Here is a 12,613-nt window from a genome sequence, read left to right as displayed (position 1 = left end):
CCCTCAGAGCAATCTGGGGGATTTTTTTTGCTTTAGGAGGAAATAAAACTAAAACGATCCTAAATCGCCAAGGAAGTCCAACCCGAAATCCTTACTTTACATTCTATACCCCTATAGACAAGGCGGATAGCTTCGCAATTGAGTAGTAGGACTTGGGTTTATTCCTGATTTGCGCCTCGAGAGGAAATCCAAATAATCAATGATAAAATTCTTTAGAAAGATTAGACAAAACTTACTTGTGGAAAACAAATCTGGAAAGCCTGCCTGGCCGATAGGCAAATATCTGAAATATGCTATTGGGGAAATATTTCTTGTTGTTATTGGTATTTTAATAGCGGTACAGATTAATAATTGGAATGAAAACAGGAAACTAAAAACTCAAGAGTTAAAAATATTATTAGATTTTAAAGAAAGTCTTTATGCAGATTCTATCTATCGTTCTAGAAGTACGGAAGTATACGATAAGGCAAGAAAATCTATGGATTACTTGATTGCATACATGGAAAACGACCTCCCCTATAGAGATTCTTTAAAATACCATTTTGCAAATATAGCTGTTGATTGGGGGCTGTCATATGACTTTTCAACTTATGAAGCTTTAAAAGCTAAAGATCTAAATCTAATATCAAATGAAGAATTAAGGTCTGATATCATTAGCTACTATCGATATGCCGAAAATTTGGCGACCAATTTCACTAAACGATATGCGGATAATATAGATAACGCTTCAAGAACAATATTTAGTAAACATTTTGATCAAATGTGGTCGGGTAGAATCGATAATCCACAAAGTGAAATGATCCCAAATGACTATGAGCAGCTAAAAAAAGATTCAGAGTTTAGGTATTTTTTAAAGACACTAAAAAACCAGAATTTTTGGTTTATTGAGAATGTGACCAATCAATCAAATGATTTCTATCAGCAAATTTCCGATCAAATAGAAAATGAAATAAAGAAGTTAAAATAACGAGAGAACAAATTGGTTATAATTCATTGTGCAAGTATGCAATAAATAAGACACATCAAAGGTCTTGATTTCCTTTGTGGGAAGAATGAAATCTGTGGTGAAATCGAAGTTAAGCTCCTCTATGCGTTTATCATGAAAACTATCTATTGCATCTATGCTTTTCCATTTCTAGAAATTTGAAATTCCCTCAGAGCGATCTGGGGGATTTTTTGCTTTAGCTGGAAAATAAATTCCGAACCATCCAAAATACCTAAGGAAGTCCAACCCGAAATCCTTACTTTACATTCTATACCCCTGGAGACAAGGCGGATAGCTTCGCAATTGAGTAGTCGATCTTGGGTTTTTTAAGGTATTATGTAACATTTTAACCCATTAAAATTAACCCTTTATGAATCAATACAAATCTTTGCATAAGTGGATGCTGATTCCCTTTGTAGTCATGCAACTTGGCATATTTAAAGATTATTGGGGTGACTTTTTAGAGAATGCATGGTCTGTGCATATTCATTATTGGACAGGTACTATTTGGTATTTCTATTTGATCATACAGCCATACTTTGCTACACACGGGCAATTGGAAAAGCATCGCACCAATGGTATTATTGGAATGTTTCTAGCAGGTGGTGTTTGCTTGACTGCGTTGAGCATGATGGGAAGGGATATGGATCGCGCTATTATGTCCATGGAGAGGCGTGACGCATTTGGACCTTTCGAACCTTGGTTTTTTTATGGAGTTGCAGTTTTAGAAATTGTGATGATCATATCATTTGGGTATGCAGTAATCATGAGTATAATTCATCAAAAGAATTTAGAGAATCATGCTTGGTGGTTGATTTCAACAGTATTTATCATAATAGAACCGGCTGTCGCTAGAGGACTTCAAAGCATTTATGTGGGTATAAACATAGAGAATTGGCCGAATGTCGATATAATGATTCCATTTTATTTTGGACAAGGGCTGATTCTTCTAATGATAGTTGGCGCTGCTCTTAAGTATGGAAAAATGAAGCATCCCACCACCTATTTAGCTATTGCTGTGAACTTGTTCAACTGTTTTCTTGAACCAATCGGGCGATCAAAAAGTATCCAAACTTTCTTAGAAGCATTTATTATTGCCTAATTACTTATCCTACTTCGTAATGCGGAAAGGAACAAAAAACAAGTCGGACTTGGGTTTATACCTGAAATGTGCTTTATATGGAAATGCAAAAAAACAATGATAAAATTCTTTAGAAAGATTAGGCAGAAAATGCTGACTGAAAACAAGTTTAGTAAATATTTGATTTATGCGATTGGTGAAATAATACTAGTTGTTATTGGAATTTTGATTGCGCTGCAGGTTAATAATTGGAATACAAAAAGAGTTAATGCAAACTCTGAACAAATCATTTTACAAGATTTGAACATGGAACTTGAAGGCAATATTTCATCTTTAGAAAAAATTATAGCCGAACACCAAAAGTCTCTAGATGCCGCCATAGAAATTAGAAATTTAATACAAGACCCGGTAAGGCTAGAAAAAGAAACAGAGGAATATTTGATTTCTGTCCTAAATACAATGAACTATAATTGGACTTATGACCCCAAATTAGGGATACTAAATTCAATAATAAATTCGGGGAAAATGGACTTAATTCAAAATAAAGAGATCAGGTACATGTTATCTTCCGTACAAGAATCTATCGTCGACGCCAATGAATCCACAGAAGAAATTGGTGATATGAGAAATAATTTTTACTGGCCGGTTATAGCTTCAAAGAGAGAAGTAACTGACTTTGAAAGCCTTAATTTTAAATCGAAAGAAACTTTTCGAAACCCAGAATTTATTTGGTGGAACACATTTATGATAGCCGTTAGAGAAGAAGGTTTGGAAGAAGAGAATGAGTTATTATTCTTCCTCAAGAACCTAAATAAGATGATGAAATCTGAAATAGAAAAATAACGAAAGTCTGACCCTCTAAACGGAGACCACGATATCAATCGGGTGCATCTAGGCTTTTCTTTATTAGAAATGTATAAATCCCTCAGAACACGATCTGGGGGATTTATTTGTTTTAGGGGAAAAATAAAACCGAAACTATTCCATATTGCCAAGGATGTCAAGGCCGAAACCCTTATATTAAATACTTTACCACCTGAAAATAAACCCAATAGACTATCCGGACTTTGATTTATTCAAGCATTATCAATAATAAAATAATGGATCTTAAGAATGTAATTATTACCAGTATCCTTCTCTGTTTTCTATTATCATGTGATGATCAAAATACAGAAAATCAGTTTCCCAAAGAGTCATGGAAAGAGTCAACTTTTGAAGCTGAAGGCTTAAATAGGGCTTCTTTTGATGATTTACTAGGTGGGATAGAAAATGGAGTATACGGTAATGTTGACCAACTGCTTTTAATAAAAAATGGGAAATTGGTTTTTGACCAATCATTTACAAATGACTATGAAAAAATAAGTGAAGGAAAGTCAGGTGCTCTTGGATGCGGATTTGCAACCTGTGAGGATTCAACAGTTTTTGGAGACTATAATTACTATCATCCTAATTGGCATCCCTATTATCAAAATCAAAAGATTCACACCCTACAATCTGTTACCAAATCAATTGCTTCTATCATGATTGGCGTTGCAATTAAAGAAGGGAAAATTAGCAGTACAGACGTCAAAGTAGTTGATTTTTTTGAAGATTACGATTTATCAATGGCCGAAGAATCTTTTAAAACTGCAACCTTAGAAGATTTGCTGACTATGCAACTGGGGATGGAATGGCATGAAATAGACAGGCCAATAGATTCAACAAATACTACCGGACAGCTTGAAGCAAGTCAAGATTGGATTCAGTTTACATTGAATCAACCCATGGACACTATTCCAGGAACTAAATGGGTTTATAATAGTGGGGCGAGTCACCTAATGTCAGGGATCATCAAAAAAGCAACAGGGTTATACATTGACGAATATGCAGAGAAACATCTATTTACACCTCTGGGAATAGAAAACTACCGCTGGAAAAAAACACCCACTGGATATCCCGATACTGAGGGTGGATTGTATTTAGAAGCCCAAGATTTAGCCAAAATAGGCTTCCTAATGCTAAATCAGGGTCTATGGGAAGGACAGCAGATAATTTCTCCTGAGTGGGTAAAAAATAGTGTCACAAAACAGGTCTCTTTCGACAAAGAAAAAGGATATGGGTATCAATGGTGGAGAGACGATCAAGATGGTATAGAAATTTGGGCTTGTCATGGTTTTGGCAATCAATACCTTCTGGTTTTTCCGGAATATAAAACAATAGCAGTAGTCAATTCTTGGAATATTTTTGATGCAGAAACAGAGGATATTTTGAAAGCAACAAAAACTGCTGTGATTCAGTCAAACTCTCAATAAGGGTCATATGAACTCAAGCCAATTGGTAATTCTTATTTTCGGAATATTGTATTCTAGCTTCATCCTCTTTACCCGAAAAAAAGGAAATTTTGAGGAGTATTCAGTAGCTGGAAGAGGCCTTGGCTTTTTTCTTATTTTTTCTTCGCTTTGTGCTTCTTTTATAGGACCAGGTTGGTCTATGGGGTTAGTGAGGGAAGGTTTTTCCTCAGGAATGTTTATGGCTTACCTGCTTCCGTTTTGCGGATTGGGTTTGGCATTTGTAGGTGTCTTTTTGGTTCCCAGAATTAGAAATAAATTCAATGATATTTATTCAATTGGAGATTTAGTTGGAGGTATAAAAAGTCACAATCATAAAATAGTTCGGATCGTCACTGGAGTTTTCTCTCTTCTTTTTTTTGGATCTATCACAGTGGCGATGAGTTATGCAGGTGGTGAATTGGTAAATAACGTTTTTGGCTTTTCTAAAATATGGTCTATAGTAATAGTAACTACAATTGTAATAGTCTATTCTTATTTTGGTGGTATTAGGGCAACCATTCAAACTGATTCAATTCAATTTGTTCATTTTATAATTCTGATACCCATATTGGCTATTTTGATATTATCAGAGGAGCGGTTTATTTGGAAAGATTACTTGGAGACAACTTCTTCCAAGACATCAAGTGCATTCGATTCGCACCCAATAATTATGATCTTCAGTTTCGGATTGTTATGGCTTCTTAGTTCAACAGGCCTTGATTCAGGTGGACTGGGGAGGTTTCTTGCTTCAAAAAGCAATAAAGTTGGTCGAAATTCGACTGTTGCCGCAGGTGTATTTATGGCTATTTGGCTAGTCTTAATGGTTTTTATTGGAAGTACAGGGTATTACTTGTATCCTGAACTTGACAATAATGATCAAATATTACTTCATATTGCTTCAGAACACTTTCCTGGCATCCTCTATGGCATTTTCATCATTGCCATGCTAGGTGTAGTCATGTCGTCTCAGGATACTGTACTAAATGCAGGAAGTATCCTATTTAGCGAAGATATTATAGGCGTATTGAAACCGATGACAGAAAAGCAAAAACTTAAGATCGCAAAACTTTTTACCCTTTCGATGGGAGTGATTTGTATAATATTGGCTAGCTATTTGTCTTCAATTCTTGAAGTAATTATGATCATAACCGAATATTATATTCCAGTTATGATTCCCGTAATTGTTTTCTCAATCCTCAAGAAAAAGTTGCATTGGCAATCAGCACTTATATCTATGTTGGTAGGACTTATTTCCTACATTATTTGGAAACAGTTTTTCAGTTCCATTATGCCAGAGTTGTTAATGGCTTTTTCAATTAGTATACTTTCCTATTTGGTAAGTGATTTTTTTCTGGCAAAGAAAGCGATGAATTTAGCACCTTAGGCTTTAAGAAAATAGACTTACAAAGAGTAAGTAAAAGCCCAACGATGAAAAGGAATTCCCAATTCGAAACCCCAATCTGTTCTCGAGGAACACATTCATGATAGCCGCTAGGGAAGAAGGTTTGGAAGAAGAGAATGAGTTATTAATGTTCCTCAAAAATCTAAATAAGATGATGATATCTGAATTAGAAAAATAACGAAAGCTTGCCTAACAGAAAGGCACAGCAATGAAAAACATCAATTACCGTAGTTTCGACTATGCCCAAATCTAAGAGGAATAGCTAAACTCCGCGCTAAATGTAAAATCAACGCCTTTTAATCCTTATCTTCTGTAATTCAAGGCAGATGTTTACCATCAAGGTTCCCTGGAATTGAAGAATTCAGGTTTTCTATTTACTTATTGGTAAATTAGATAGGCAAATTCTAAAACAGGTCGATTGTCTGTCGACAATGAAAAACATAAATTTTCATGTCATGAAAAAGACTTTTTTCATCTTTCTTTTTATTCATCTTTTAGGTTTTAATAAACCACCTCAAGAAACCAACATTAGTCCAACTGCCATTGGGGAAGTAGCATCAGCACATCCACTGGCTACCCAAGCCGGACTAGCCATCCTTAAGCAAGGAGGCAATGCCTTTGATGCTGCGATTGCAGTTGCCTCAACTTTGAATGTGGTCGAACCTGGAATGTCTGGTCTAGGCGGATATGGCACTATCCTCATTTATTCAAAAGATGAAAATAGAATTAGGTATCTAAATTCTAGTGGTCGATTTCCAGTCGCTACAAACTCTGACTTAATGCGAGAACCTACTCCGAACTTTATGTCCAATCGGGTTGGACCTAAATCCATATCTACACCAGGCAATCTTAACGCATGGAAAGCCATGCATTCCGAATATGGTCGGTTGCCATGGGGAAGCCTGTTTGAAGCTGCCATCATGAATGCCGAAAAGGGATTTGTCGTTTCTTCTTCCTTGGCATTTGGTATAAGTAGGTCTTTTGAAGATTTTTCTCCATACACACGATCCTTCTACGGTTCTAATGATGCCCCTCTAAAGGAGGGTGATACACTAATCCAAAAGGACCTGGCAAATACATTTCGTATCATTCAATCTGAAGGGGTCAATTCCTTCTATCGAGGAGCAATCGCCAAACAAATTGATGAGCAAATGCAGCAAGTTGGCAGTTTTCTGGCATTAGAAGACCTTCAAAATAACCAAGCCGAATGGTGGGATCCTTTGAAAATGGAATATCGCAATTATGAAGTTTACACTGCAGGTTTACCCTCCAATGCCTTCGCTGCCTTTGTCAATCTGGGTATTATGCGAGAATTGGATCCAAAATCATTGAAACATAATTCTACCCGCTATCTGCACTTTCTTGCAGAAATGACCAAGGAATCGTACAAAGCCCGGCTAGCCTACTCCTTCGATCCCGAGATAAAAGAAGCTCCTTTAGACAGCCTTCTTTCAAAGGAAATCTTAAATGAGTTGGCTTCCAACCTGAGCGATTCAGCCAGCACATTTATTCCCCCTTACTCACCTGAAAGTAAAAACACCACTCATTTTGTAGTGATAGATCGCTGGGGCAATATTGTAAGCGCTACCCAGACTTTGGGAAATGTATTTGGAAGTGGTATCATGGTAGAGGGTATCGGTATATGGATGAACAATTCCATGGCGTATTCTACATTCGAACCAAAAGGAAATCCTATGGATGCATTTCCAGGCAGACATAAATTGTCTGGCGATTGCCCAGTCATCATCATGAAAGATGGAAAGCCTTGGGCTGCCTTGGGCTCTCCTGGTGGACATACCATTACCCAAAATGTACCTCAAATCATTTTCAATCTCATAGACTTTGAGATGGATATGCAGACAGCCATTGAAGCTCCAAAAATTGCCTTTGTAGAACCCGATATCATTTCTGGCGATCCATGGCATGAAAAATCAGTGCGCGACTCACTTACTTTACTTGGACATAAACTAATGCCTCGACGAATCGGAAATGCCCATGGTATCAAGCTATTATATGATTCTACAGGACAGATTTCCGGATACGATGTGGGAGTTGACAGGCGAGTAAATGACTGGTAATGAATAGAATTTTATCGATCAGGATTGTGTTTTGGAGCTTAGAAAGGCTGTCACACGTTTTAAATTTAAATCAAAGCTTGGCTTTGTGTCAGATGAGAGGTTAGTGCTTTCTAATCCCACTCATCATAGCTGGGTCGTTAGCTACAATTCGAAATACCTACTTTACAATCATAGCTTCGTTATTTCCTTTAATCCCTAGATTCCTTAATCATTCCCAACAAAATTGGCCCTTCCAAAAAATCTCCGGTTCACGAAATTATTGAGGTTAGACCCAAAGCGGTAATTAAATCCAAATCTGGAATCGATGTTATATGCTGAAGGTAGAGTTACCCTCCCGCTCAAAATATCCTGTTCCGTGAAATCTCCCGATGCCAGGTAAATCTGGTCTTTTACGTAGTTACCCTCTACCCTCATAAAGAAAGAAAAATTCCCAGTAACTCGGACTTCTGCACTGATATTCAAACCTGTAGACCAAGAGCTAAAATCATCTAGATAATTTCTCAGGCGATATCCCACTTCCAAGTTTCCCCAACGTTGATTTAGTCCCAGACTGGCTCTCAAACTATGGAGAACCCTGGTTTCTTGAAGGACACCGTTTATTGTCTCTTCGACATACCTATTATTCCTTACTTCAACCCCATAGTTTACCCTTAGAAATCTGGAATTTTGCACTGATTCCGGGAAGAAATTATACTCCACGGCTGGTCTGAAACTGGTTTGAAACTTATAATTAAAACGGGTATTCTGACGCCCTGCAATATCATATCCATAAGACCATTTGGGTGAAATAGACTTCACCAGCTGGTGGCTAAATCCAAATTCTGATACATCAAATTTATTCTCGACATCATCGATGATCTGGTTTCCGCTTTCATCAAGTACCGGATTACCATTGTCATCCACTCTTGGTTCTTTTTGAATTGTCCTTCTCAGCCTTTCATCTATTCTCCCGGAAAGGGATATTTTCCATTTATCTGTGATCCGGTCAATATTGATTTCTCCACCGTAATTGATTTGCTTGCTCAATTCCTCTAGTTCAATGTTGGCATCACTACCCAAGTTAAAAACCCAATAATTCCAAGGATCAAGGCTTTCCTCTACAGTATCCACCGAACTGCCTGATTCAGTCTTCATATTGATTTCGATATCCTCTCCAGCTTTGGTTTTTGCTACGTAGGGAGCTAAACCTAATTTGATAAACCGGGTAAGTTTTTCCCGCACTTCAAAATCGGTATCTGTCTGTTTGGTATTTACATAGAGCGTGTCGCTTCTTCCCGCATGGATGTTTTGTTGACCAATAAACAAAAGTTGATATTGTCTTCCACCTCCGCCAGAGGTATTATTGTTAATCAGCAGAAAGATATCTGCTGATTGATTATCACGGTAGAAGTCAACCGCTGTAATTTCAGTCCTGATATAATCCATATCACAACCTCCATCTCTACGATCACAGCCATCGATAAACACTCTGAGTCTATTGGGAAGGTTATTATTATCAACTAGTGTTTGACTAAATGAATGCGTAGTCAAGGAAAAGAAGCTCAGAATCAATACAAGTAGTTTTTTACTCATTTAATTGGGTTTAATTGATGTTAATCGACTCATTTCGATCGAAATTGAATTCCATTTATCAAGCTAAAAACCTTATTTTCCTAATTAATAGTTGGAAATGAGAATTCATTTCACAGGAAAAAATTCAAGGAAATTAAAATATATTCTTTGCCTCCCTAGTACTCGAATCAGGCATTTAGCTTCCCCTTTTTATGAAAACAATTTAAAAGAGGAATAGAAGCACATACATATTCTGGGTCGGATTATGTATTTGGAATTATATCAATCTAAATATAATCTACTTTACAACCAATGAATTTAAGCTCCAGTGGTTTCTTTGGGTATTCAAGCGGTAGTATTACTAACTAACCTTGCCTAATATTCTAGAATAAAAAAATACTTATTTAAAAGACAGTGAATTACTCAAATGTATAGTTGGGATTGGAATAGAATTTTAAAATTTTATTAGACTTCTAATTACCCTAGTTTACAGAAGAGAGATCTTCTTAAGACCTGATCTCAAGCTTATATCCTTTGCCTCGAATAGCTAAAATATTGATGTTCGGATCCAGTTCCAGTTTTTTTCGGAGCTTTGAAATAAAGACATCTAGACTGCGGCCCACAATTACACCTTCGTCTTCCCATATCTCTTTCTGAAGCTGACTTCTTTCTATCACCTCGTTGGGAGACAAAGCAAACATGTGCAAAACACGGGCTTCTGTTCTTGTCAGATCAATGTGCTTTCCATTTATTATGAGCATGCGGGTCTCAGCATCAAATGACATGGATCCCAGAGTAATTAAACTATTATTCTCGCCTTCAGGTGAAGACTTCCTCGGATTAACAGTTCTCAAAAAAACAAAGCCAACAACCACTAATGCTATTAAAGAACCAAATAGGTACTCATTTTTTGCTAAGGATATAGGCGCTGGTTTAAATTGAATTTGGACCACGTAATTTCCTATGGGTTGCCTTCTTCCCATACAGGCAATAATGTCATCCTTCTTATTTTTTGAAATAGCATAGCCAAAAACTACACTGGCATCATCAGTATTAACAACATTGACTACATATTCACGCCCAAAAGAGCCCTTGGCTAGCAAACCTTGAATGGTACTTACGAGGGAGTCGGGCTGAAAAGTAAGCTCATTTTCAAAACTGATCTGATATTCATTTTCGGCGATCTTTTCTATAGGAAGAACCCGTGAAGAACTATCGCCCGACTGTAGGAGAAGTTCATGTCCGATTCTGCGAAGTAGAATTTCCTGCCTGGCAAGATCAAAGACATCATTGCCCACTATGTTGTAACCCACACAGATCAAAGAGATAAAAATTAGCAGGACAGATGCATACAGGTAGTTTGGTTTTTTGGAAAAGGGATTTTGCCTGAGATGCATCGTGTCAAAAGTTTATTTACAAAGTTTACATTTCTATTTACAATCAGCATTCTTCGGAAGGAAGATATCAACCTAGATTTGCTAGATCAGATAATTCTAAGGTAATAAAAATGATAAAATACATTTCCGTCTACGCTTTATTCTTGCTTGTAGTTTCCCTCAGCTCCTGTGGACAAAAGCAGATGAAGGTGCCAAAAGAAACTCCTACTCAAGTAACTATCAATCCCGAAATCAAAGAGGTAATCACTTCCAACGCGCCTAACTCTATCACTCGTACTATCGAGCAAGATAGAAATGGCAATATTTGGATTGCAACTTTCAAGGGGGTTTTTCAATACGATGGAAAATCTTTCACAAATATGACAAGTGAAGTGAGTTCGGCTCGCTTCTTTTCTGTTTTAGAAGATAGGGAAGGCAATATTTGGCTCGGCTCAATTGGCTCAGGTGTTTATTATTACGATGGGAAATCATATAAAAATTTCACAACCAAGGACGGACTTGTTAATAATGAGGTTACGAGTATTTACGAAGATAAAACCGGCAATATTTGGTTTGGGGTAAATGGAGGAGTAAGCCGTTACGACCCTTCGGCTGCGCTCAGGACAGATGGAAAATCGTTTCTTAATTATTTGTTGATTGAAGATTCTCTCTTTGAAGATAAAACCGGGAAAACTGTTCCAGATTTTACACGCCCCCCTAATGAAGTCACTTCTATTATTGAAGACAAAACAGGCAAGTTTTGGTTTGGCACCAGAGGCTCCACCTTCGTTTTTGATGGAAAAACATTTACCGCTATTTCCTATAATGGTAAGCCTTTCAAGAATGTTCGGACTATCATCGAAGATACAAAAGGCAATATTTGGCTCGGTGGCAATGATGGACTTTGGCAGTATGACGGCAACATATTTACCAATTTCTCGCAGAATTTTGTTGGTTATATAATCGAAGATAGTAAGGGTAACATTTGGACAAGTTCAGAAGGTCCTCAAGGATGGGTGCTTTCCCAATATGATGAAAAATCATTGTCCCATAGAAATCCCATCGTAACTGAAATAAATCCAAATGAAGGAAGGATGCTTTTCGGAATTTTTGAAGCTAATGATGGAAATATTTGGTTTGGCTCTAATGGAGTGTCTCGTTATGATACCCGCCCCGATTCTATCGGGGGAAACACTATCACTCACTTCAAAGCAGATTCAATAAATCAATTCTGATAGATATGAAAAATAAAGGAAACGTTTTGACCTGCCTGACTATCCTGTTAACAGGAGTAATTTATTTTACCCTACAGGCTCAACAAAAAACTGACAGGCATCGTGCTGACTTTTCTGGTGAATGGAAATCCAACCAGTCGATAAGTATGGGTGGAAATATTGTTTGCATCTATGACGAGGGTGATCGAATGCTGGCTGATTTTTTGAAAATATCACAGCAGGAAAATGCGCTAAACATAGAAGTTTCAAGCTCGTTTCCTGGCAAAGAACCAGTTGCAGGCCAGGAGACACTAACTTTCGATGGAAAAGAAAGTAAAATTGATCATGGTCCTGAAAGAGGGAAAAAATATAGCGTAAAGTGGTCAGCTGATGGTCAAACTATGACGGTTAACTCAATTGTGCATCTGATGGTCCATAATCCTTATATAGAAAATCCAAGGGAACAAATGCTTGTTGCGGTAACAGAAGTTTGGAAATTGAGCAAGGATGGTAAGTCTATTACTGTTCAGACCAGATCGAAAGAAAATTCTGAAATAAGTGAGCGTTCCTGGACAACCGTATTCGATAAGGTTAATTAGATTTAATGCGCTAAGTGC

The 12,613-nt window shown here is 37.2% G+C and carries 10 protein-coding genes; 8 read left to right on the top strand and 2 right to left on the bottom strand.

The genetic code is table 11. The features are described from left to right. Window positions 1-199 precede the first annotated feature (199 nt). The 6 genes from J0A69_RS04125 (at window position 200) to ggt (ending at window position 7,855) form a co-directional block, all read left to right on the top strand. The gene (locus J0A69_RS04125; protein ID WP_206585238.1) at window positions 200-967 is read left to right on the top strand and encodes a DUF6090 family protein; all 768 of its coding nucleotides are present in this window, start codon (window positions 200-202) and stop codon (window positions 965-967) included. Between the two features lie 388 nt (window positions 968-1,355). Next, on the top strand, window positions 1,356-2,087 hold the full coding sequence (locus J0A69_RS04120; RefSeq protein WP_206585237.1) for a hypothetical protein: 732 nt from the start codon (window positions 1,356-1,358) through the stop codon (window positions 2,085-2,087). 96 nt (window positions 2,088-2,183) lie between these two features. Next, on the top strand, window positions 2,184-2,909 hold the full coding sequence (locus J0A69_RS04115) for a DUF6090 family protein (RefSeq protein WP_206585236.1): 726 nt from the start codon (window positions 2,184-2,186) through the stop codon (window positions 2,907-2,909). Between the two features lie 257 nt (window positions 2,910-3,166). Continuing rightward, on the top strand, window positions 3,167-4,357 hold the full coding sequence (locus tag J0A69_RS04110) for a serine hydrolase domain-containing protein (protein ID WP_206585235.1): 1,191 nt from the start codon (window positions 3,167-3,169) through the stop codon (window positions 4,355-4,357). 7 nt (window positions 4,358-4,364) lie between these two features. Further along, entirely contained in the window at window positions 4,365-5,759 is a 1,395-nt protein-coding gene (locus J0A69_RS04105) for a sodium:solute symporter family protein (RefSeq protein ID WP_206585234.1), read from the top strand. A gap of 473 nt (window positions 5,760-6,232) precedes the next feature. Continuing rightward, window positions 6,233-7,855, top strand: a complete 1,623-nt coding sequence (ggt, locus tag J0A69_RS04100; RefSeq protein WP_206585233.1) for a gamma-glutamyltransferase — start codon at window positions 6,233-6,235, stop codon at window positions 7,853-7,855. Window positions 7,856-8,059: 204 nt separating this feature from the next. Here ggt and J0A69_RS04095 read toward each other — a convergent pair whose 3' ends face one another. Continuing rightward, a complete protein-coding gene (locus J0A69_RS04095) occupies window positions 8,060-9,427 on the bottom strand; it encodes a hypothetical protein (protein WP_206585232.1) in 1,368 nt (455 codons plus the stop codon). 485 nt (window positions 9,428-9,912) lie between these two features. Further along, window positions 9,913-10,803 (bottom strand): winged helix-turn-helix domain-containing protein, encoded by an 891-nt coding sequence (locus tag J0A69_RS04090; RefSeq protein WP_206585231.1) that lies wholly within the window; start codon window positions 10,801-10,803, stop codon window positions 9,913-9,915. Window positions 10,804-10,913: 110 nt separating this feature from the next. On the opposite strand from J0A69_RS04090, the gene J0A69_RS04085 reads away from it, so the two are divergent. Together J0A69_RS04085 and J0A69_RS04080 are read left to right on the top strand one after the other, a co-directional pair. Then, window positions 10,914-12,017, top strand: a complete 1,104-nt coding sequence (locus tag J0A69_RS04085) for a ligand-binding sensor domain-containing protein (RefSeq protein WP_206585230.1) — start codon at window positions 10,914-10,916, stop codon at window positions 12,015-12,017. 5 nt (window positions 12,018-12,022) lie between these two features. Next, the gene (locus J0A69_RS04080; protein ID WP_206585229.1) at window positions 12,023-12,595 is read left to right on the top strand and encodes a hypothetical protein; all 573 of its coding nucleotides are present in this window, start codon (window positions 12,023-12,025) and stop codon (window positions 12,593-12,595) included. Window positions 12,596-12,613: the final 18 nt, after the last annotated feature.

Source organism: Algoriphagus pacificus, from assembly GCF_017254845.1.
Taxonomy (GTDB): domain Bacteria; phylum Bacteroidota; class Bacteroidia; order Cytophagales; family Cyclobacteriaceae; genus Algoriphagus; species Algoriphagus pacificus.
The sequence above is the reverse complement of the archived record's forward strand: the minus strand, read 5'-3'. Positions and strand labels throughout refer to the sequence as shown.

Excerpts from the sequence above, each read along its gene's own strand:
- J0A69_RS04125 (WP_206585238.1), top strand. The coding sequence starts at position 200 with ATGATAAAATTCTTTAGAAAGATTAGACAAAACTTACTTGTGGAAAAC.
- J0A69_RS04120 (WP_206585237.1), top strand. The coding sequence starts at position 1,356 with ATGAATCAATACAAATCTTTGCATAAGTGGATGCTGATTCCCTTTGTA.
- J0A69_RS04115 (WP_206585236.1), top strand. The coding sequence starts at position 2,184 with ATGATAAAATTCTTTAGAAAGATTAGGCAGAAAATGCTGACTGAAAAC.
- J0A69_RS04110 (WP_206585235.1), top strand. The coding sequence starts at position 3,167 with ATGGATCTTAAGAATGTAATTATTACCAGTATCCTTCTCTGTTTTCTA.
- J0A69_RS04105 (WP_206585234.1), top strand. The coding sequence starts at position 4,365 with ATGAACTCAAGCCAATTGGTAATTCTTATTTTCGGAATATTGTATTCT.
- ggt (WP_206585233.1), top strand. The coding sequence starts at position 6,233 with ATGAAAAAGACTTTTTTCATCTTTCTTTTTATTCATCTTTTAGGTTTT.
- J0A69_RS04095 (WP_206585232.1), bottom strand. The coding sequence starts at position 9,427 with ATGAGTAAAAAACTACTTGTATTGATTCTGAGCTTCTTTTCCTTGACT.
- J0A69_RS04090 (WP_206585231.1), bottom strand. The coding sequence starts at position 10,803 with ATGCATCTCAGGCAAAATCCCTTTTCCAAAAAACCAAACTACCTGTAT.
- J0A69_RS04085 (WP_206585230.1), top strand. The coding sequence starts at position 10,914 with ATGATAAAATACATTTCCGTCTACGCTTTATTCTTGCTTGTAGTTTCC.
- J0A69_RS04080 (WP_206585229.1), top strand. The coding sequence starts at position 12,023 with ATGAAAAATAAAGGAAACGTTTTGACCTGCCTGACTATCCTGTTAACA.